The organism is Acidovorax delafieldii (genome assembly GCF_007993815.1).
GTDB classification, from domain to species: Bacteria; Pseudomonadota; Gammaproteobacteria; order Burkholderiales; family Burkholderiaceae_C; genus Acidovorax; species Acidovorax delafieldii.
In genome coordinates, this window is the sequence record NZ_VJWE01000001.1 from 123,604 (window position 1) to 143,323 (window position 19,720).

At 66.5% G+C, this 19,720-nt stretch carries 19 protein-coding genes; 16 read left to right on the forward strand and 3 right to left on the reverse strand.

Translation table 11 applies throughout. The features are described from left to right. Nucleotides 1–5: 5 nt before the first annotated feature. Nucleotides 6–980, reverse strand: coding sequence for a LysR family transcriptional regulator (locus ATF69_RS00570; RefSeq protein WP_146869559.1), 975 nt, complete (start codon nucleotides 978–980; stop codon nucleotides 6–8). A gap of 156 nt (nucleotides 981–1,136) precedes the next feature. Between ATF69_RS00570 and ATF69_RS00575 the strand changes: the two genes are divergently transcribed. The 5 genes from ATF69_RS00575 (at nucleotide 1,137) to ATF69_RS00595 (ending at nucleotide 7,201) form a co-directional block, all read left to right on the forward strand. Further along, nucleotides 1,137–2,156, forward strand: a complete 1,020-nt coding sequence (locus ATF69_RS00575) for a TRAP transporter substrate-binding protein (RefSeq protein ID WP_146869560.1) — start codon at nucleotides 1,137–1,139, stop codon at nucleotides 2,154–2,156. A 70-nt stretch (nucleotides 2,157–2,226) separates the two neighbouring features. Beyond that, a complete protein-coding gene (locus ATF69_RS00580; RefSeq protein ID WP_146869561.1) occupies nucleotides 2,227–4,008 on the forward strand; it encodes an IlvD/Edd family dehydratase in 1,782 nt (593 codons plus the stop codon). Nucleotides 4,009–4,061: 53 nt separating this feature from the next. Then, nucleotides 4,062–5,291: a fumarylacetoacetate hydrolase family protein gene (locus tag ATF69_RS00585; protein ID WP_208758674.1), complete on the forward strand. Its 1,230-nt coding sequence runs from the start codon at nucleotides 4,062–4,064 to the stop codon at nucleotides 5,289–5,291. Between the two features lie 26 nt (nucleotides 5,292–5,317). Beyond that, the gene (locus ATF69_RS00590; protein WP_146869562.1) at nucleotides 5,318–5,887 is read left to right on the forward strand and encodes a TRAP transporter small permease; all 570 of its coding nucleotides are present in this window, start codon (nucleotides 5,318–5,320) and stop codon (nucleotides 5,885–5,887) included. A 33-nt stretch (nucleotides 5,888–5,920) separates the two neighbouring features. Then, the gene (locus tag ATF69_RS00595; protein WP_146869563.1) at nucleotides 5,921–7,201 is read left to right on the forward strand and encodes a TRAP transporter large permease subunit; all 1,281 of its coding nucleotides are present in this window, start codon (nucleotides 5,921–5,923) and stop codon (nucleotides 7,199–7,201) included. Between the two features lie 92 nt (nucleotides 7,202–7,293). On the opposite strand, the gene ATF69_RS00600 is transcribed toward ATF69_RS00595, so the two are convergent. Next, on the reverse strand, nucleotides 7,294–7,935 hold the full coding sequence (locus ATF69_RS00600; protein WP_146869564.1) for an NAD(P)-dependent oxidoreductase: 642 nt from the start codon (nucleotides 7,933–7,935) through the stop codon (nucleotides 7,294–7,296). 113 nt (nucleotides 7,936–8,048) lie between these two features. Here ATF69_RS00600 and ATF69_RS00605 point away from each other — a divergent pair, with 113 nt between their 5' ends. From ATF69_RS00605 to ATF69_RS00635, 7 genes are all read left to right on the forward strand, one after another. After that, nucleotides 8,049–8,951: a LysR family transcriptional regulator gene (locus tag ATF69_RS00605; RefSeq protein ID WP_146869565.1), complete on the forward strand. Its 903-nt coding sequence runs from the start codon at nucleotides 8,049–8,051 to the stop codon at nucleotides 8,949–8,951. A gap of 261 nt (nucleotides 8,952–9,212) precedes the next feature. After that, nucleotides 9,213–9,617: a hypothetical protein gene (locus ATF69_RS00610; RefSeq protein ID WP_146869566.1), complete on the forward strand. Its 405-nt coding sequence runs from the start codon at nucleotides 9,213–9,215 to the stop codon at nucleotides 9,615–9,617. 29 nt (nucleotides 9,618–9,646) lie between these two features. After that, a complete protein-coding gene (locus ATF69_RS00615) occupies nucleotides 9,647–10,525 on the forward strand; it encodes a LysR family transcriptional regulator (protein ID WP_146869567.1) in 879 nt (292 codons plus the stop codon). A 33-nt stretch (nucleotides 10,526–10,558) separates the two neighbouring features. Then, nucleotides 10,559–10,861 (forward strand): antibiotic biosynthesis monooxygenase family protein, encoded by a 303-nt coding sequence (locus ATF69_RS00620; RefSeq protein ID WP_116747734.1) that lies wholly within the window; start codon nucleotides 10,559–10,561, stop codon nucleotides 10,859–10,861. 139 nt (nucleotides 10,862–11,000) lie between these two features. Beyond that, nucleotides 11,001–11,960 carry a chemotaxis protein gene (locus tag ATF69_RS00625; RefSeq protein WP_015015359.1) on the forward strand — a complete coding sequence of 320 codons (960 nt, stop codon included), beginning with the start codon at nucleotides 11,001–11,003 and terminating at the stop codon, nucleotides 11,958–11,960. A 339-nt stretch (nucleotides 11,961–12,299) separates the two neighbouring features. Further along, nucleotides 12,300–12,851, forward strand: a complete 552-nt coding sequence (locus tag ATF69_RS00630) for a hypothetical protein (RefSeq protein ID WP_056066726.1) — start codon at nucleotides 12,300–12,302, stop codon at nucleotides 12,849–12,851. 45 nt (nucleotides 12,852–12,896) lie between these two features. Continuing rightward, on the forward strand, nucleotides 12,897–13,556 hold the full coding sequence (locus ATF69_RS00635; RefSeq protein ID WP_056066723.1) for a DUF4124 domain-containing protein: 660 nt from the start codon (nucleotides 12,897–12,899) through the stop codon (nucleotides 13,554–13,556). Nucleotides 13,557–13,606: 50 nt separating this feature from the next. Here the strand turns inward: ATF69_RS00635 and ATF69_RS00640 are convergent, their stop codons facing one another. Next, a complete protein-coding gene (locus ATF69_RS00640; protein ID WP_146869568.1) occupies nucleotides 13,607–14,551 on the reverse strand; it encodes an NAD-dependent epimerase/dehydratase family protein in 945 nt (314 codons plus the stop codon). 48 nt (nucleotides 14,552–14,599) lie between these two features. Between ATF69_RS00640 and ATF69_RS00645 the strand changes: the two genes are divergently transcribed. The 4 genes from ATF69_RS00645 (at nucleotide 14,600) to ATF69_RS00660 (ending at nucleotide 19,650) form a co-directional block, all read left to right on the forward strand. Continuing rightward, entirely contained in the window at nucleotides 14,600–15,664 is a 1,065-nt protein-coding gene (locus ATF69_RS00645) for a CDP-6-deoxy-delta-3,4-glucoseen reductase (protein ID WP_146869569.1), read from the forward strand. Nucleotides 15,665–15,706: 42 nt separating this feature from the next. Next, nucleotides 15,707–17,911, forward strand: a complete 2,205-nt coding sequence (locus ATF69_RS00650; protein ID WP_244303618.1) for an ATP-binding protein — start codon at nucleotides 15,707–15,709, stop codon at nucleotides 17,909–17,911. Beyond that, entirely contained in the window at nucleotides 17,908–18,594 is a 687-nt protein-coding gene (locus ATF69_RS00655; protein WP_121942238.1) for a response regulator transcription factor, read from the forward strand. Before ATF69_RS00650 ends, ATF69_RS00655 begins: the two co-directional genes overlap by 4 nt. A gap of 72 nt (nucleotides 18,595–18,666) precedes the next feature. Continuing rightward, the gene (locus ATF69_RS00660) at nucleotides 18,667–19,650 is read left to right on the forward strand and encodes a Bug family tripartite tricarboxylate transporter substrate binding protein (protein WP_056748292.1); all 984 of its coding nucleotides are present in this window, start codon (nucleotides 18,667–18,669) and stop codon (nucleotides 19,648–19,650) included. The last annotated feature ends 70 nt before the right edge of the window (nucleotides 19,651–19,720 follow it).

Sequence of the window (19,720 nt, forward strand, 5' to 3'; positions counted from 1 at the left end):
CCTTGCTACTCCCCCAAAACGTCCGGCGCCACACCCGCCGTGTCGCGCAGCACGTCGATAAAGGCCTGTGCCGAGGGCGTGGGCGGCTCGCCCAGGCGGGTGATGAGGCCATAGCTGGGCATGCGGTCGGGCAGCTCGACGGGAATGCGCGAGAGCAGGCCCCGGTCCACGTATTTCTGGATCAGCGCAGCGGGCTGCAGAGACATCATGTGGGTGGTGTTCATCAGCTCCAGCGCGAACAGGAAGGATGGCGTCTCCACCACCCCCGCCGTGAGCGCCAGGCCCGCGCCACCAAACAGGTCGTCCGACACCTTGCGCACGGCCGTGGAGGCGGGGTACAGAATCCACGGCCAGTGGGCCAGCTCGGTGAGCGACAGGTCGGTGGCGCCGCGCAGCGGGTGGTGCTGCCCACCCACCACATGGAGCGGCTCGGCGGACAGGTGCTCGTAGTGGAACTGGCTGCGCTGGTCCTCGGTGGTGAAGCGGCCGATCATCAGGTCGATCTTGCGCTCGGCCAGCCAGGCAATGAGCTGGTCGCTGCTCTGCTCCAGGATCTTGATGACCAAGAGGGGCCGCAGGCGCTGGATCTCCACCACCGAGGCCACCAGCACATGCGCGGCCGAGCCGGTGATGGCGCCCACCGTCACATGGCCGTGGCCGCCCTGCTTGAGGGCGTTGAACTCGTCGACAAACTTGCGCTGCCCATCGAGCGCTGCGCTGGCGTAGCGCAGCGTAAAAAGCCCCAGCTCGTTGGGCCGCATGCCGCGCGAAAGGCGGTCGAACAGGCGCGCCTCCAGGATCTCCTCGATGTCCATCAGGATCTTGGTGGCAGCAGGCTGCGTAACGTGCATCTGCTCGGCCGTCAGCCGCAGGTTGCGCGTGCGGCCCAGGATGTCCAAAAACTGCAAATGCCGAAAGCGCAGCCGCGCGCAGGCCTGCGCCAAAGACAAGGGTTTACCCGGAAATTCGTCTGGACTCATAAGCGTTTGGAATGGATTGTCGCAAAACATTCAGTGGACCCGGCAGGGCGCGAAACCTAACCTTCGCCTTGCGTTCATGACGGCTTGCCCAAAAAAGCTGCATACGCCGACGGCCTCGCCAGCGGGGTCCCGCCATTCCAACGGAGACAAGACACCATGCAATTCCATTCCCTCGCCAAATCCTTGGCGCTTGCCGCCGCGCTGCTGGCCGCCCTCGCCGCCCCCGTCTCGGCCCAAGTCAAGGAACACACCTTCAAGGTCGGCATTGGCCTGAGCGACGACCACCCGCAGGCCCAGGCCGTGCGCCACTTTGCCGAGCGCCTGCAGGCCAAGAGCGGCGGCAAGATGAACGCCAAGCTGTTCGCCAGCGGCGCCCTGGGCAACGACGTGAGCATGACCTCGGCCCTGCGCGGCGGCACGCTGGAGATGACGATTCCCGATTCGTCCACGCTGATGTCGCTGATCAAGCCCTTTGGCGTGCTGAACCTGCCGCTCACCTTCAACACCGAGGCAGAAGCCGACGCCTTGCTCGACGGCCCCTTCGGCCAGAAACTGCTGGCCATGCTGCCGGACAAGGGCCTGATCGGCCTGGGCTTTTGGGAAAACGGCTTCCGCCATGTGACCAACTCGCGCCGCCCCATCAACACAGCCGACGATCTGGCGGGCCTGAAGCTGCGTGTGATACAGAGCCCCCTGTTCCTGGACACCTTCAACGCCCTGGGCACCAACGCCACGCCCATGCCGTTCACCGAGCTGTACACCGCCATGGAACAAAAGGCCGTGGACGGCCAGGAGAACCCGCCCGCCACCATCCTGGCCAGCAAGTTCTATGAGGTGCAAAAGCACCTGGTGCTGTCGCGCCACATGTACAGCGCCTGGGTGCTGCTCATCTCCAAGAAGACCTGGGACGGCCTCTCGGCCGACGAAAAGAAGATCGTGCAGGAGGCCGCGCGTGAGGCCACGCTGTTCGAGCGCAAGACCATCCGCGCCTTCAGCGAAACCGCCCTGGGCGAGCTGAAGAAGGCCGGCATGCAGATCACCGAGCTGCCCGCCGCCGAGCAGGCCAAGCTGCGCACCAAGCTGCAGCCCGTGCTGGCCAAGTACGGCAAGGAGTTTGGTGAAGAGACCACCAGCGAAATGATGGGCGAGCTGGCGAAGGCGCGGGGCAGCAAGTAAGCGCTTGGTTCGTTCCACAGGGCGCAGCTTCTGGCTACGCCCAGCCCCTCTTTTGCGACGCTTCGACCCCATGACAAAGACACCCCGCCGCCCCTTCCGCTCCCGCGAATGGTTTGCCGCGCCCGAGCGCTCGGACATGACCGCGCTGTACCTGGAGCGGTTCATGAACTATGGGCTCACGCCCGAAGAGCTGCGCTCGGGCCGACCCATCATCGGCATTGCGCAGACGGGCAGTGACCTGTCGCCCTGCAACCGCATCCACCTGGACCTGGCGCGCCGCGTGCGCGACGGCATCCGCGATGCGGGCGGCATACCGATGGAGTTCCCCGTCCATCCCATCTTTGAAAACTGCCGCCGGCCCACGGCCGCGCTGGACCGCAACCTGGCGTACCTGGGGCTGGTGGAGATCCTGTACGGCTACCCCATCGATGCCGTGGTGCTGACCACGGGCTGCGACAAGACCACACCGGCGGGCATCATGGCCGCGTCCACCGTGGACATCCCGGCCATCGTGCTCTCGGGCGGGCCGATGCTGGACGGCTGGCACGAAGGGCAGCTGGTGGGCTCGGGCACCGTCATCTGGCGCAGCCGCCGCCAGCTCGCGGCGGGCGAGATTGATGAGGAAGAATTCTTGCAGCGCGCCTGCAACAGCGCGCCCTCGGCCGGGCACTGCAACACCATGGGCACGGCATCGACCATGAACGCCGTGGCCGAGGCGCTGGGCCTGTCGCTGCCGGGCTGCGCGGCCATTCCAGCGCCCTACCGCGAGCGCGGCCAGATGGCCTACGAGACCGGGCGTCGCATCGTGGAAATGGCGTATGAAGACCTGCGCCCCTCGCGCATCCTGACGCGCGAGAGCTTTCTGAACGCGCTGTCAGTGGTGAGCGTGGCGGGCGGCAGCAGCAACGCCCAGGTGCACATCATGGCCATGGCGCGCCACGCGGGCGTGCAGCTGGAAGCGCAAGACTGGACCAACCACGCCTACGACCTGCCCCTGCTGCTGAACATGCAGCCTGCGGGGCAGTTTCTGGGTGAACGCTTCTTCCGCGCAGGCGGCGTGCCCGCGCTGATGTGGGAGCTGCAGCAGGCCGGCAAACTGCATGCCGACTGCGCCAGCGTGACCGGCAAGACGGTGGGCGAGAACCTGCAAGGCCGCGAGACCCACGACCGTGAGGTGATCCGCCCCTTCAGCAACCCGCTCATGCACAAGGCGGGGTTCATGGTGCTCAGCGGCAACCTGTTCGACTTCGGGATCATGAAGACCTCGGTGATCTCCGAAGCCTTTCGCCAGCGCTACCTCAGCCAGCCGGGCGCGGAAGGCATCTTTGAAGCCCGTGCTGTGGTGTTTGAGGGTGCGGGCGACTACCACGCCCGCATCAACGACCCGGCACTGAACATTGACGAAGGCTGCATCCTGGTGATGCGCGGCGCGGGCCCCATCGGCTGGCCGGGCTCGGCCGAAGTGGTGAACATGCAGCCGCCCGATGCGCTGATCCGGCGCGGCATCAACACATTGCCCACGCTGGGCGACGGACGCCAGTCGGGCACGGCAGACAGCCCGTCCATCCTGAACGCATCGCCCGAGAGCGCCGTGGGCGGGGGCCTGTCCTGGCTGCAAAGCGGCGACACCATCCGCATCGACCTGAACACCGGTCGCTGCGATGCGCTGGTCGCCCCCGAGGAAATCGCGCGCCGACAACGCGACCTGCCCGCCCCACCCGTGCCCGCGAGCCAGTCGCCCTGGGAGGCGCTGTACCGCGAGAAAACAGGGCAATTGGCCGATGGCGCCACGCTGGACTTTGCGCTGGAATTTCAGCGCATCTCCGAAAAGACGCCACGCCACAACCACTGACAACGAACGGGTAGGCCACTGGCGCCTTCCCGGACTTTTTCGAAGGACTCTCCATGAACAACATGACGGCAGCGGCAGTTGCCGAACGGGCCCGTGCGCCCCAGGCCGCATTGCAAGTGCTACCCGACGACGGCCTGCAAGGCACGCTGGTGGGCCGGGTGTGGGTGCCCAATGGTGCCGTGCCCGGCCCGGCCGTGGTAGCACTGCGGCCCGAAGGTGTGTTTGACCTCAGCGCGCACTACCCCACCATGAGCACGCTGCTCGACACCCTGGCACCGGCAGAGGCTGCGCGCTGCGCCCCCGGCCAGTACCTGTGCAGCGTGGAAGACCTGCTGGCCAACAGCCTGCCCGGCACGCGTGACGCCAGCCGCCCCTGGCTGCTGGCCCCGTGCGACCTGCAAGTGGTGAAGGCGGCGGGCGTGACGTTTGCCGCCAGCCTTATCGAGCGCGTGATCGAAGAGCAGGCACGCGGCGACGCCACCCGCGCGCAGGGCCTGCGCACCCAGGTCATCGGCCTGATCGGCCAGAACCTGGCGGACATCCGCCCGGGCTCGCCCGAGGCCATGCGCCTCAAGGCGCTCTTGCAAGACAAAGGCCTGTGGTCGCAGTACCTGGAGGTGGGCATTGGCCCCGATGCCGAGGTGTTCACCAAGGCGCCGGTGCTGGCGTCCGTCGGCTGCGGGGACGACATCGGCATCCGCTCCGATTCGGCCTGGAACAACCCCGAGCCCGAGGTGGTGCTGGCCGTGAACAGCCGGGGCCAGATCGTGGGCGCCACGCTGGGCAACGATGTGAACCTGCGCGACATCGAGGGCCGCAGCGCCCTGCTGCTGGGCAAGGCCAAGGACAACAACGCGTCGTGCGCCCTGGGCCCGTTCCTCCGCCTGTTTGACGGCAGCTTCGGGCTGGAGCAGGTGCGCAATGAAACCGTGCACCTGCGTGTGGTTGGCGCGGACGGCTTTGAGCTGCGCGGCATCAACACCATGGCCAGCATCAGCCGCGACCCCACCGACCTGGTGGCGCAGACCCTGGCTGCGCACCAGTATCCGGACGGGTTCATGCTGTTCCTGGGCACGCTGTTTGCCCCCATCGAAGACCGCGGCCAGCCGGGCGGCGGCTTCACCCACCACCTGGGCGATCTTGTGTCCATCCAGAGCGCCTGGCTGGGCGGACTGCACAACCGCGTGGCGCACAGCGAGGCCGCGCCGCCCTGGCGCTTTGGCCTGCGCGCCTTCATGACCAACCTGGCGCAGCGCGGGCTGCTGCAGGGCACAGCGCTTTGAGTCAAAAGAAAGCAGGAGACAACCCCATGCTCAATGCCTTCATCGACCGCTGCTGCCGCTGGATCAACCTGCTCATTGCCCTGGCGCTGGCCGTGATGGTGGTGATGGTGTTTGGCAACGTGGTGCTGCGCTACGCGTTCAACTCCGGCATCGCCATCAGCGAGGAGGTCTCGCGCTGGCTGTTTGTGTGGATCACCTTCCTGGGCGCCATCGTGGCGGTGCGCGAGCGGGGCCACCTGGGCACGGACTTTCTGCTGGCGCGCCTGCCGCCGCAGGGCCAGCGCATCTGCCTCGCCATCAGCTACGCGCTGATGATCTGGTGCACTTGGCTGCTCTTCAGCGGCGCGCTGGCACAGGCGCGCATCAACTGGGATGTGGATGCGCCAGTCACCGGTGCATCCATGGCCATCTTCTATGCGTCGGGTGTGGTGTTTGCCGTGGCGGCGGGCCTGCTGCTGGCGCTGGACCTGTGGCGGATTGTGTCGGGGCAGATGCCGGACAGCGAGCTGGTGCACATCGCCGAATCCGAAGAACTGGCCGCCGTGGGCAGCCAGTTGCCGCACACAGCCCCTGCGCCCATGGCCTCACGCCAGTGAGCCCCACACCGCAATGACCTGGAGCGCTCTTCCATGACCGTTTTTATCTTCCTCGGCTCCCTGCTGGCCGCCATGGCCATCGGCGTGCCGATCGCCTATGCGCTGCTGGTCTCCGGCGTCGCCCTCATGTGGCACCTGGACCTGTTTGACGCACAGATCCTGGCGCAGAACGTGATCAACGGGGCCGACAGCTTTCCGCTGCTGGCCGTGCCCTTTTTCATGCTGGCGGGCGAGATCATGAATGTGGGCGGTCTGTCGCAGCGCATCGTCAAGCTCGCGCTCACGCTGGTGGGGCACAAGCGCGGGGGGCTGGGTTTTGTGGCCATCCTGGCGGCTTGCATGCTGGCAGCACTGTCGGGCTCGGCTGTGGCCGACACCGCAGCATTGGCCGCCCTGCTGCTGCCCATGATGGTGAAGGCCGGGCACGACAAGGCGCGCGCAGGCGGGCTGATTGCCTCGGCCGGCATCATCGCGCCGGTCATCCCGCCCTCCATCGGCTTCGTGGTGTTTGGCGTGGCGGCCAACGTGTCGATCAGCAAGCTCTTTCTGGCAGGCATCGTGCCGGGGCTGCTGATGGGGCTGGCGATTGCAATCACCTGGTACTGGGTCTCGCAGCGCGAAAACGTCACACCGCCACCCAAAGCCTCCACCGCCGAAAAGCTGCAGGCGCTCAAGGAATCGACCTGGGCACTGTTCCTGCCGGTGATCGTGATCGTGGGCCTGAAGATGGGCGTGTTCACCCCCACCGAAGCGGCGGCGGTGGCGGCGGTCTATGCGCTGCTGGTGGCCACTCTGGTCTACCGCGAGCTGCACTGGCGCCAGCTCACCGACGTATTCATTAGCGCCGCCAAGACCACGGCGGTGATCATGTTCCTGGTGGCGGCCGCCATGGTCAGCGCCTGGCTCATCACCGTGGCGGATATCCCGCGTCAGCTGGTGAGCCTGCTCAAGCCCTTGATGGAACACCCCACGCTGCTGCTCATCGCCATCATGGTGCTGGTGATGGCCGTGGGCACCGCCATGGACATGACGCCCACCATCCTCATCCTCACGCCCGTGCTGATGCCGGTGGTGAAGGCGGCAGGCATCGACCCGGTCTACTTCGGCGTGCTGTTCATCATCAACAACGCCATCGGGCTCATCACCCCGCCAGTCGGTACCGTGCTGAATGTGGTGGCGGGCGTGGGCAAGATGCGCATGGACGACGTCACGCGGGGCGTCATCCCGTTCATGGTGGCGCAGTTTGCGGTGATGTTCCTGATGGTGCTGTTCCCGTCCCTCGTGCTGGTGCCGATGCGGTGGTTTACGGGATGAACCAGCGGTTTTGAAGCAAAAAGTGCCGCAAGCGCTAGTGGATATTGCGCTTGCAGCTATCAAATCAGGAGTTACTCACCCCTAAGCGCTGTTCAGTTGGCCACCGTGAAACGCTTTTGCACGTGGCGTGGTGTTTCCAGTTCGTCGGCCATTGCCACCGCCAGGTCGGCCACGCTGATGCTGCCAGGCTGGTCGCCGTTCATCAGCGGGGCCTCGTCGCCCAGGCGGTACTGGCCGGTGCGCTCGCCGGGCTGCAGCAGGATGGGGGGCGAGAGGAGGGTCCAGTCCAGCGTGTTTTCGGTACGGATCCAGTTCAGCGCCTCGCGGGCTGCCAGGGCTCCCTGCTTCCATTCGGCCGGGAACTGGGGCGTGTCCACCAGCTGCACGCCGGGCGCCACGAACAGGCTGCCTGCGCCGCCCACCACCAGCAGTCGGCGCACACCGGCGGCCTTGGTGCCGTCGATGATGGCGCGCGTGCCTTTCAGGAACTGGTCGTGGATGTCTGGCACCGTCCAGCCGGGGTTGTAGGCGCTCACCACCGCGTCGTGGCCCGCAACAGCCTGGGCCACCTGGGTGGCGTCCTGCGCGTCTGCGGCGACCACCGTCAGCGCCTCGCGGGCAGCGAGTTTGCCCGGGTTGCGGGCCAGCACGGTCACACGGTGGCCGCGTTGCAGCAGTTCGTTCAGCACGGCCGAGCCGACAAAACCGGTGGCGCCAATCAGGGCGATGTTCATATCGATGTCCTTGGGGTCAAAGTTGTGATGTAGTGAGAATAGGAGCTTGTCAAAACAGGCGGTAGATGGCTAAAACTGCCTTATCTTTGAAGCTGTGCTTCACAATCAAACGCATGGAAGACCTCAAACGCATGGCTGTTTTTGCCTCGGTGGTGCAGCACGGCTCGATGAGCGGCGCCGCGCGCGCCCTGGGCATGAGCACTTCGGCGGTGAGCCAGCAGGTGCGCAAGCTCGAAAGCGACGGCGGCGTGACGCTTCTGCACCGCTCCACGCGCAAGTTGGCGCTCACCGAGGCGGGCCAGCGTTACCACGCGCGCTGCGCTGCCATGTGGGCGGCGGCGGAGCAAGCGCGCGCCGAGCTGGCAGCCTCCCGCGATGCGCCCAGTGGCGAATTGCGGATGTCGGCCACCGTGGGGTTTGCGCGGCACATCGCACCCGCCCTGGGTGAACTGCTGGCCGCGCACCCGGCGCTGCGCCTGCGGCTGCTGGTGGACGACTCCACCATCGACCTCATCAACGCCCGCATCGACCTGGCCGTACGCTACGGGCGCCTGGCGGATTCGACCTGGGCGGCCCGGCGCCTGGGGGGCATGAGTTGGTACCTGTGCGCATCACCCGAATGGGTGGCCGCACACGGCGTGCCCCAGCACCCGGATGCGCTGCTGTCCCATAGCTGGCTGGGCTTCGCGCGCGAGGTGGGCGGGTTGCTCATCGACCTGCGCAGTCCCAGCGGCGAGCCGCGCGCACTGCGGGTGGAGCCGCGCATTGCCAGCAACAACCAGCTCTCGATCCAGCAGATGTGCGAGGCCGGGCTGGGCCTGGCGCTGGTGGGCAGCATGGATTCGCACGAAGCACTGCAGGCCGGCCGGCTGGTGCGCCTGCTGCCCGACTGGTCGTTTGGCACGCTGGACATCTGGGCCGTCACGCCCCAACGCGATGCCCAGCCCGCCAAGGTGCGCCAGTCCATCGCGGCACTACATGCCTACCTGCGGCAGGTGCCCGGTATTTCGGACTGAGAGCGGCCAACAAAACGCTTCTGGCGTCTTTGCCGCGTCTTGTCGTACCGCTCGCACTGCCTGCGACGCAGCGCCTAGCCAGAACCGCTACGCTGGGTTTTGTGAGCCGCTCCGAGCCTTGCTCGTCGGCACCCATCGATTTTTTATCGCACGGACCCACAAATTCCATCGTTGTGTGGGCGCCGCGCTCTGCCTACAGTTGCGGCTCCCTGGCCAGGGTTTGTTTGATGGATTGCCCCCACCACCCACCGGAGACCCGACATGACGACCAACCCGCCACTGACCTTCCCCATCGACCGCGTGCTGACCGCCTTCGAGCAGCAGGACGTGCCCACACTGCTGGCCACCATTGCCGACGATGTGGACTTCCGCATCGACCACTACCGCGACGATGCCGACACCAGCTGGCAAATCGCCCGCAACAAGGCCGAGGCGATGACCGTGGTGCAGCGCCTGGGGGTGGAGGTGTTCCCGCGCGGCACGAAGATCCTGCACACCCACAGCCAGCCGCTGGGCAACGACTGGGTGCTCACGCACTTTCACCAGCGCTTCTTTTATGCGGTACAACAGCGCGAAGTGGAATCCGTGACCTGGATCACCAGCCATTCGCAGAACGGCCAGGTGGACTATTTCCGCGAGACCGTCACCACCATCACCCCGGTCTGACAACCCGATCCAAGAAAGGCTCCGCCACCATGCTGTTTGACCTGCGCGCCCTGGGCTACTTTGTAGCGGCCTATGAAGAGCGCTCGGTCACGGCCGCATCGCGCCGCTGTTTTGTGGCGCAGCCGTCCATCAGCATGGCCATCAAGGGGCTGGAGGATGCGCTCGAAACCACCCTGTTCGAGCGCAGCCGCCAGGGCCTGGCCCCCACACCTGCCGCGCACCGGCTGTACCCCCGCGCCTGCAGCCTGCTGGCCCAGTCCAGCGCCATGGTGCGCGACTTTCGCGATGCACCACGTGAAACGCTGGGCATCTTCCTGCAGGACGACCTGATGGTGCAGCAGGCCACGCCCCTGTTCGCACACATCGCGCAGGAGCTGCCCCACACCATGGTGCGGCTCACCGCCAGCGCGCAAGAGGCGCGGCTGCGCATGGTGGCCGAGCACTGCAAGCCGCCGGGCGACACCTTTGTGCCGCTGTGGCACGAGCCCTATGTGATGCTGGTGCCTGAGCAGCACCCGCTGCGCTTCAAAAAGCGCTTTGGCCTGGCAGACATTGAAAACCTGCCCCTCATCGAGTGGCCCTATTGCCCACTGCACCAGTCCTTCATCCGTCTGCTGGCCGAGCGGGGGATTGCGCTGCAGGTGCAGGCCAGCGCCGCGCGCGAGGAGCTGCTGCTGCACATGGTGGACGCGGGCATGGGCCTGGCCGTGGTGCCGCAGTCGCATGCAGCCCAGGCGCGCCGCGCGCTCACCCGCCCGCTGGACGGGCCCCTGGCCTTCTCGCGCCACATCGGCCTGGCCTGCGACCCGTCGGACGCGCCCCTGCTCGGTCTGCTGCACCGCCTGGCGGACGGCATGAAGGCCACCGCAGCCCAGCCCGAGCCCACGCAGCGCAGCAATGTGGTCTGATCCCCTGCCCCATCCACCCCTCAGGCCACCCCCATGATTCTGGAAATTGCCCACCTCACCATCCGCCCCGGCCAGAACAGCGCGTTTGAACAGGCGTTTGCCCAGGCGCAGCGCATCATTGCCTCCATGCCCGGCTACCTGTCCCATGAGCTGGGGCATTGCATGGAGCGGCCACAGGACTATGTGCTGCTGGTGCGCTGGGCCACCCTGGCCGACCACGAGGTGGGTTTCCGCCAGTCCGCCCAGTACCAGGAGTGGAAAGGGCTGCTGCACCATTTTTACGATCCGTTCCCCACCGTTGTGCACTTTGAGCCGGTCACGCCGGACAGGGTGTGACGGCGCCGCCACGCACGGATGCTGCAGCGCACTATTCGGGTATTGCCTGAAGATTTAGCGCACTGCGCGTGCCGTTTGGGTCCTAGAATTTGTAAAAGCGCGTATCTTCGTATCTTCATTACCGCGCGAAGGATCCAACATGAAAGCCATCCAGCAGGACATCGACGAGCGGACCAACCTCACCAGCACCAACAAGTTCGAGCTGCTGCTGTTTCGCCTGGGCATCGACAGCGCCTTGGGCAAGTCCGAGCTGTTCGGTATCAATGTCTTCAAGATCCGCGAGATCGTGGCCATGCCCAGCATCACGCCGATTGCGGGCACCACGGCCCATTCGCTCGGGGTGGTGAACCTGCGCGGACAGGTGATTCCGGTGCTGGACCTGCCCTCCATCGTGGGTTGCAAGCCACAGACGGGCCTGAACATCATGCTGGTGACAGAGTACGCACGCACCACCCAGGCGTTTGCGGTCGAGTCGGTGGAAGACATCGTGCGCCTGGACTGGAAACAGGTGCTGTCGGCGGAAACCAGCGGCGCTGCTGGCAAGCTGGTGACCAGCATTGCCCGTCTGGACGGCAACACCGACGAGTCCCGCCTCGCGCAGGTGCTGGACGTGGAAGCCATCCTGCAGATGATCTCGCCCTCTGACGGTCACGAGGTCACAGAGGAAAAGGTGGGCGCCAAGCTCAAGCTCAAGCCTGGTTGCATCATCCTGGCGGCGGACGACTCGTTCGTGGCCCGCTCGCTCATCGAGCAAGAGCTCAAGGTGCTCAACGCGCCGTATGAAATGGTGAAATCCGGCAAGGAGGCCTGGGACCGGCTCAATGCCATCGCCAAAAGTGCCGAGGCCGAGGGTAAGACGGTGCTTGACCGCGTGGCCATGGTGCTGACCGACCTGGAAATGCCGGAGATGGACGGCTTCACGCTGACGCGCAACATCAAGCAGGACGCCCGCTTTCATGGGCTGCCGGTGGTCATCCACTCCTCGCTGTCGGGCTCGGCCAACGAAGACCATGTGCGCAGCGTCGGGGCCGATGGCTATGTAGCCAAGTTTGTGGCGGAAGACCTGGCGGAGACCATCCGCCGCGTACTGCCCAAGTAAACCAGCGCCCTATCCGCTGGAACACAACGGCCTTGCGGGGCCGTTTGTTTTTTGCGGGTCCGATTTTTTGGTTGAATCAGTTGATTGCGTCCGTAAAACGTACTCTGATAGCTATCATTTTTGACGATATCAAGCAGCAGGCGTGCCCCATATTCACGGGTTGTTACAGCCTCCATCGGCACCTGTGCATGCGCCGAGTCAACCAAAAGCCGTCCCCGCGCGCTAAAGTGATTGGCCCCCTGTGCCAGACCCCTGAAATTTGTAACGCTCCACCGGAGCGCTTTTCATGGGCTTTACGGACAAGGCGGAACGCGCCCACCCGGCCGGAGTCTGATCACCATGACCTACACCATCACCCGCATTCTTTCCGCCACGGTCCTGGGGGCCCTGGTGACGGGGTGTGCCACCGTGCCGGGCGACCCTTATTACGACTCTCCGCGCTACCCGGTGTACGAACAGCCAGGCTACATCTACAGTGCCCCGCCGCCGGTGTACCAGGCGCCGCCTGTGTACCGTGCGCCTGGCGTGATCTATTCGGCCCCGCCGCCACCGCCCGCCATCTACTACGGCGGACGTGACCGTGACGACAACCGGTGGGACAACGACCGTAACCGCAATGACTGGCGCGAAAGAGAGCGTGACCGTGACCGCGCTGAGCGCGACCGGGCAGCCCGCGAACGCGAACGCCGCGACCAGCAGGCCCGTGAACTGGATCGCCGAGCCCGAGAACAGGACCAGGCCCGCCGGGAGCAGGCCGAACGGGATCGCCGCGCTGCCGAAGACCGCCGCAACCGCGAAAACCGCCCCGGCCGCCTGGCACCCGACAGCTACACCCCGAGTCCGTACGACTGGCGCTCCCGTCAGCAGTCCAACAGCCCGGACAAGCCGTGATGGCCTGGCGCTGACCCCGCTACCCCCCACAACTCTCCAGCCACCATGAAACCACGTACCCATACCCTTATCGCTGGCCTGTGCGTGGTCTTTCTGGGTGCACTACCTCCATTGGGTGCCCAGGCGCAGGTGGTGCGCTGCACCGACGCTGCCACGGGCAAGGTCACCTACACCGACGGCAAATGCGCCAGCGGCACCACCGTGCGTGAGGTGGAGGCCCGCAAAACTCCGCAGGAGATCCAGCAGGAGCGCGAAGAAGCCGCCGAGGCGCTGGCGCGCAAACAGCAGCGCTTGCAGGCCGAGGCGACCGCTGCCGAGACCGAATCACGGCGCAATACACAACGCGACCAGACCGCTCCTGCCAAAACCACAGACTACGCACGCTCCCCGGAGTGCGCCCGTTCACGGCGCAACCTGGATGTGGTGTTGAGCAGTGTCACCGGCGGCGGCTACGAACAAAACCTGCGGGTGGAGGCGGCGCAGCGGCAGGTCGACCTGGACTGCCTGGGCCCTCAGGGCTATGCGGAGGTGGAGAAGTCCCGCCCACGGTCAACTAGCACCACGACGCCGGTAGTCGTCGTGCCCCCACCGCATTACCCGGTGCGGCCTACGCCCGTGCAGCCGCCGGCGCCCACCCCCAAAAAATTCACACAGTGCAACGTGTTCCGCTGCTACGACGCCCAGGGCAATAGCTACCCCCGTTGATCGGGCGCCCATGTGGGCAAGGTGAGGAGAGCGCGGATTTCTCCAGCCTCTCAGGCTCGCAACCCCTCGGCCACACTGGGGTAGCGCAACCGCAGACCCAGCTCGCGCAGCATGCGCTGGTTGTCCAGCCGGCGCGATTCGCTCATGAAACTCAGCAGCATCAGCGACAGCTGCTCTTGCGCTGTGCTGCGAGGCACGCGCGGCGGGCGAGGCAGGTCATACAGATCAGCCGCCAGATCAAAGTAGTCGCCCATCTTCATGTGGGTGGAGTCGCTCACGTTGTAGGCGCGCTGCGGACGCCCCTTCCACACAGCCGCCATGCAGGCGCGCGCCAGGTCTTCGGCATGGATGTGGTTGGTGAACACATCGTCCTCGGCCACCAGCACAGGCGTGCCCCGGCGCAAGCGGGCCTCCGGCGTACCGCCCTCGCGGTCGGGGGCGTAGATGCCCGGAATGCGCAACACGGTGGCCCGCACGCCGGCACGGCCCAAGTGGCGCACGGCGCGCTCGGCATTCACACGGCGCTGGGCGCGAGGTGTGCCGGGGGCCACGGCCCGAGTCTCTGGCACCAGGGCCCCCTGGCAGTCGCCATACACACCGCTGGTGGACGCGTAGGCCAACGACATTGGCAAGGTGCGCAGCCGCAGCGCGCGAGTCAGCGCCACGGTACGGGGGTCACGCCACCAGGCATCGCCCCCTGCGCCCTCCCCCGGCGGGGGCGCCAGATGCAGCACCCGCGTCGCCAGGCCGGACAGCCTGCGCAAGGTGCCCGCATCGTCCAGATTGCCCACCAGAGGCCGGGCCCCTTGTGCCCGCAGCTCCGCCACCCGCCCAGCGCTGGAGGTCAGTGTCAGCACCTGCATGCGCCCGGCCCCGGGGCCCGTCTGCAGATGGCGCAGCACCCGTTGACCTACATCACCACAGCCCACGATGAGCAGGCGTTCGCGACGAAAGCGCGCTGGCAGCGCGCCGAGGGGGTTCTGGTTTGAGGGCAAAATCGGGTCCGTTTGCTTAGCTAGAGACGACTCCAAGGATACCCACACATGACCAGCGCCGAGGCTGCCACCACCGCAGCGTTTCAGATCACCGTGCAGCCCAGTGGCCGCGCTTTCAGTGCCAATGCGGGCGAAGCCATCCTGGCCGCCGCCATCCGCAGTGGCGTGGGCCTGCCCTACGGCTGCAAGGACGGCGCCTGTGGCTCGTGCAAGTGCAAAAAACTCAGCGGCACCGTGCAGCACGGCGCCCACCAATCCAAGGCCCTCACGGCCGATGAAGAGGCCGCAGGCCTGGTGCTGACCTGCTGCGCACAGCCACTGTCCGACGTGGTGCTCGAATCGCGCCAGGTCACCGACGAAAGCGCCTACCCCGTCAAGAAGATGCCGGTGCGCGTGGCCTCGCTCGAAAAGAAATCAGACGATGTGATGCAGGTGCGCCTGCAGCTGCCTGCCGCAGACACCTTCCGATACCACGCGGGCCAGTACATTGAGTTCATCCTGCGCGACGGCACCCGACGCGCTTACTCGATGGCCAACGCGCCGCACACCCAGGCAGAGGCACCGGGTGTGGAGCTGCACATTCGACACATGGCCGGCGGCAAGTTCACCGACCATGTGTTTGGGGCGATGAAGGAGAAGGAAATCCTGCGTGTCGAAGGTCCGTTTGGCAGTTTTTTCCTGCGCGAAGACTCCGACAAGCCCATCGTGCTGCTGGCATCCGGCACCGGCTTTGCCCCCATCAAGGCGCTGATCGAGCACCTGCAGTTCAAGGGCATCAGCCGCCCCACCGTGTTGTACTGGGGCGGCCGTCGCCCTGGCGATCTGTACCTGGCCGACTGGGTGCAGGCCCGCGTGGCCGAATTGCCGTGGTTGCGCTACGTTCCGGTCATTTCCAATGCGCTGCCCGAGGACGGCTGGACCGGCCGCACAGGCTTTGTGCACCAGGCGGTGCTGGACGACTTTGCGGATCTCTCAGGTCACCAGGTCTATGCGTGTGGCGCGCCCATCGTGGTCGAGTCCGCCCGTGACGCCTACAGCGCCCAGCGCGGCCTGCCGCCGGAAGAGTTTTTTGCCGACGCATTCACGTCGGAAGCCGACAAACACGGCGGCTGACACGCCCCCGCAAGGCCGATAAAGACACCTGGACCACAACCCATGGTGCGTGCAGCGCCCGCCCCGCCAGCCCCGCAGGGCGCGCCCCGCCGCTGGCATCAAGTCCGGCGCGGAGGCTTCATTGCCACGCTGCTGTGCCTGGCGGCCCTGCTGGTGTGGGGCGCGGGCGAATGGGCAGAACAGAGCGAACGCGACGCCCAGTGGGACAACCTGCGCCGCCTGGGCGAGGTGCAAGCCCTGGCGCTGCGTGGCGTGGCCACGCGCTACAACTACCTGCCCTTCACCACCGCGCAGCACCCGCTGGTGCGCCAGTTATTGCAGCAACCTTCATCGCAGGCCGTACGCGACGCAGCCAATGTCTACCTGCAGGCGGTGAACCAGCATGCGGGCTCCGACATGCTGTACGTGATGGACCCGCAGGGCCTCACCCTCGCGTCCAGCAACTGGGACACCCCCAACAGCTTTGTGCACCAGAACTACGGCAACAGGCCGTACTTTCGCGATGCCCTGGCGGGCCAGACGGGCCGCTTTTATGGCGTGGGCAAGACCACGGGCGAACCCGGCCTGTTTGTCTCAGCCCCCGTGGTCGATGCGGGCCGCGTGATCGGCGTGGTGGCGGTCAAGGTGCGCATGGAACCCATCTCGGACCCATGGGCCCAGCTGCGCGATCCAGTGTTCGTGACGGACGAGCGGGGCATCGTCTTTCTCGGCTCCGTGCCCGGCTGGCTCTACCGCGCCAGCCAGCCCTTGCCCACCCCACTCGTGCAGCAGCTGCAGCACAACGAACAGTACGGCACAGGATGGACCCCGCGCGCCGTGCCCTGGACCCTGCACCCCCAAGACGACCCGCCCGGTACTGAACTGCGCCTGGACGGCGCTGGCGGCAAAAGCTACCTGGCGTTCGAAGAGAAGCTGCCCGACCTGGGCTGGACCCTCACCGTCACTGCCGACAGCCGCGTGGTGGCCCTGGCGCGGCAACAGGCCTGGGCACTGGCCACGCTGGCGTCGGGCCTGCTGGTGCTGGGCGCGCTGTACTGGCAGTTGCGCGAGCGGCGCCTCGCCGAAAACCGGCTGGCCCGCATCGAACTGGAGCAGCGCGTGCAGGAGCGTACCCACGCGCTGCAGCAGGCCCAGGCGTTCCGCCAGTCCATGGAGGACTCGCTGCTGGTGGGCATGCGCGCCCGCGACCTCGAAGGGCGCATCGTCTATGTCAACGCGGCCATGTGCGATATGGTGGGCTACCAGGCCGACGAACTCATCGGCCAGCTGCCGCCCTACCCGTACTGGCACCCTGACGAGCTGGACCGCCACTGGAACGACAGCGACACCGTGCTGGCTGGCAACGCGTTTCCGCAGGGGCGGGAGAACCGGCTGAGGCACCGTGACGGGTCGGACGTGTACACAATGTTCTACACCACACGCCTGATCGACGGCAGCGGCCAGCACATCGGCTGGATGAGTTCGGTGGTCAACATCACCGCGCAGAAGCGGGCCGAAGAGCAGCAGCAGCAGCGCGAGACCCAGCTGCAGCGGGTGCAGCGCGTGATCACTGTCGGCGAGATGGCATCCACCCTGGCCCACGAGCTGAACCAGCCGCTGGCCGCCCTGGTCAACTATGCGGCTGCCGCACGGGCGCTGGCCGCCCAGGGCAAGACCGGCCCCCTCCACGACAGCCTGGAGGCCCTGTCGGCCCAGGCGCTGCGGGCCGCCGACATCGTGGGCCGCATCCGCCGCTGGGTGCGCCAGCACCCTGAAAGCCGCGAGCCTTGCGATCTGTCTGCCATCGTGGAGCAGTCGCTGGAGCTGCTCTTGCGCGCCGAGGCTCGCCGCCAGGGGATCCCTGTGCGTGTGGAACAGGCCGGCGCCCCTTTGCCGGTGAACGCAGACCGCGTGCTGCTGGAGCAGGTGGTGATCAACCTGGGCCTGAACGCCCTGCAGGCCATGCAGACCCACCAGCCCCCGCCCGGCGGGCACGAATTGCGGCTGCGCATGGCCGCAGACGATAGCCAAGCGCTGGTGCAAGTGCTGGACCGGGGCCCAGGCCTGCCGCCCGGCATCGCCGAGCGCCTGTTCGAGCCTTTCTTCACCACACGTTCCGACGGTCTCGGCCTGGGTCTCAACATCTGCCGCTCCATCATTGAAAGCATGGGGGGCCAATTACAGGCCCGCAATCGAGAAGGCGGCGGCGCGGTCTTCGAGATCCGCCTGCCCTGCCCCCCCGCCACCGAGAATGCCACCGCGCCATGACCTACGACACTGCCCCCATCGCCGCTGACTCGCCGGACCCCACTGTGGTCTATATCGTGGACGACGACGAAGGCGTGCGCCAATCGCTGGCCGCACTGCTGCTCGCACGCGGGTACACGGTGCGGGCCTTTGACGGCGGCGAGGCCTTTCTGGCGCAGGCTGCACTGGACCACCCCGGCTGCGTGCTGCTGGACCTGCGCATGGAAGGCTTGAGCGGGCTGCAGGTATTCCACGAACTCGGCCAGCGCCACAGCGCGCTCAAGACCGTGTTCCTATCGGCCCACGGTGAGCTGTCCTCCGCCGTGGCAGCCGTCAAACAAGGGGCGGTGGATTGGCTCGAAAAACCGTGCAACGAAGCCACCTTGCTGGCCGCTGTCGAAAAGGCCTCCACGCTGTCGCAAACGCAGGCACGGCAGACACAACGGCAGCACCAGCTGCGCGAGCGCTGGAACGCCCTGAGCCCACGCCAGCAAGAGGTGGCCCAACTGCTGGGCACGGGCCTCAGCAGCAAGGAAGTGGCCCGTGCGCTGGCGCAGCGTGACCCGGAGCGCCCCATCGACCCGCGCACCGTGGACACGCACCGGTCCGCCATCTTCCTGAAGCTGGACATCCGCTCGTCGCACGAACTGGGCATGCTGGTGGAAGACCTGGGCGTGGCGCTCAGCGCGCCTCGCACGGCATGAACGTCCCCGCCTGACCATCACCCCCTCAGGGCTTCATAAGCTTTCTTACGATTTTTTTGCACAATGGCGCCCATGAACCGCAGAAACCTCATCCTCCTCGCCACCGCCGCTGCCACTGCAACGGCTTTTTCGTCCCCCGCCGTCTGGGCTCAGGATGCCGGCCAGCCCATCCGCCTGATCGTGCCGTATGCCCCGGGCGGCCCCATCGACGTCACGGCCCGCGCACTGGCCGAGCGCGTGCGCGAATCGCTGGGCACGGTCATCATCGACAACAAGGGCGGCGCGGGCGGCAACATCGGCGCCGACGCGATTGCCAAAGCTGCACCCGATGGCCTGACCATCGGCATCGCGGCCACCGCCACCCACGCAGTCAACCCCTGGCTGTATGCCCGCATGCCCTATGACGCAGGCAAGGACTTTGCCGGCATCACGCAGATGGTGCGCGTGCCCAATGTGCTGGTCATGAACGCCGCCAAGGCCGAGCAGCTCAAGATCCACACCGTGACCGACCTCATCGCCTACGCCAAGGCCAACCCCGCCAAGCTCAACTACGGCAGTGGCGGCAACGGCAGCGCGGGCCACCTGGCGGGCGAGATGTTCAAGCAGCGCGCCGGCATCTACGCGCTGCACATCCCCTACCGGGGCGCCAACCCGGCCCAGCTGGCACTGCTGGCGGGCGAGGTGGACTTCAACATCGACAATCTGGCCGCCGCAGCGCCCAACATCCGCGCGGGCAAGCTCAAGGCGCTGGCCGTGACCTCGCTCGACGCCTCGGCCTCGCTGCCAGGCGTGCCACCGCTGTCCGCGACTTTCAAGGGTTTTTCCATCGACACCTGGTGGGGCCTGGTGGCGCCGGCCGCCACGCCCAAGCCCATCATCGACAAGCTGAACAAGGCTTTTGTGGCGGCACTGAACGCGCCCGAAACGAAGACCCGCTTTGCCGCATTGCTGGCGGAGCCCGTGGCCACCACGCCGCAGCAGTTCGACAGCTTCATGGCCAGCGAGCGTGCCAAGTACCAGCAAGTGGTGAAGGCGTCCGGGGCAAAAGTCGATTGACTCTCTGAGACGCAATCCGCTCGGTGCTGCCGCCTGAGGCGGCACCTCTTCGATGCCGTCCACGCCTGCG

Bases quoted from the DNA above. Each gene is read 5' to 3' on its own strand.
- ATF69_RS00570 (WP_146869559.1), bottom strand. From the start codon at position 980: ATGAGTCCAGACGAATTTCCGGGTAAACCCTTGTCTTTGGCGCAGGCC.
- ATF69_RS00575 (WP_146869560.1), top strand. From the start codon at position 1,137: ATGCAATTCCATTCCCTCGCCAAATCCTTGGCGCTTGCCGCCGCGCTG.
- ATF69_RS00580 (WP_146869561.1), top strand. From the start codon at position 2,227: ATGACAAAGACACCCCGCCGCCCCTTCCGCTCCCGCGAATGGTTTGCC.
- ATF69_RS00585 (WP_208758674.1), top strand. From the start codon at position 4,062: ATGAACAACATGACGGCAGCGGCAGTTGCCGAACGGGCCCGTGCGCCC.
- ATF69_RS00590 (WP_146869562.1), top strand. From the start codon at position 5,318: ATGCTCAATGCCTTCATCGACCGCTGCTGCCGCTGGATCAACCTGCTC.
- ATF69_RS00595 (WP_146869563.1), top strand. From the start codon at position 5,921: ATGACCGTTTTTATCTTCCTCGGCTCCCTGCTGGCCGCCATGGCCATC.
- ATF69_RS00600 (WP_146869564.1), bottom strand. From the start codon at position 7,935: ATGAACATCGCCCTGATTGGCGCCACCGGTTTTGTCGGCTCGGCCGTG.
- ATF69_RS00605 (WP_146869565.1), top strand. From the start codon at position 8,049: ATGGAAGACCTCAAACGCATGGCTGTTTTTGCCTCGGTGGTGCAGCAC.
- ATF69_RS00610 (WP_146869566.1), top strand. From the start codon at position 9,213: ATGACGACCAACCCGCCACTGACCTTCCCCATCGACCGCGTGCTGACC.
- ATF69_RS00615 (WP_146869567.1), top strand. From the start codon at position 9,647: ATGCTGTTTGACCTGCGCGCCCTGGGCTACTTTGTAGCGGCCTATGAA.
- ATF69_RS00620 (WP_116747734.1), top strand. From the start codon at position 10,559: ATGATTCTGGAAATTGCCCACCTCACCATCCGCCCCGGCCAGAACAGC.
- ATF69_RS00625 (WP_015015359.1), top strand. From the start codon at position 11,001: ATGAAAGCCATCCAGCAGGACATCGACGAGCGGACCAACCTCACCAGC.
- ATF69_RS00630 (WP_056066726.1), top strand. From the start codon at position 12,300: ATGACCTACACCATCACCCGCATTCTTTCCGCCACGGTCCTGGGGGCC.
- ATF69_RS00635 (WP_056066723.1), top strand. From the start codon at position 12,897: ATGAAACCACGTACCCATACCCTTATCGCTGGCCTGTGCGTGGTCTTT.
- ATF69_RS00645 (WP_146869569.1), top strand. From the start codon at position 14,600: ATGACCAGCGCCGAGGCTGCCACCACCGCAGCGTTTCAGATCACCGTG.
- ATF69_RS00650 (WP_244303618.1), top strand. From the start codon at position 15,707: ATGGTGCGTGCAGCGCCCGCCCCGCCAGCCCCGCAGGGCGCGCCCCGC.
- ATF69_RS00655 (WP_121942238.1), top strand. From the start codon at position 17,908: ATGACCTACGACACTGCCCCCATCGCCGCTGACTCGCCGGACCCCACT.
- ATF69_RS00660 (WP_056748292.1), top strand. From the start codon at position 18,667: ATGAACCGCAGAAACCTCATCCTCCTCGCCACCGCCGCTGCCACTGCA.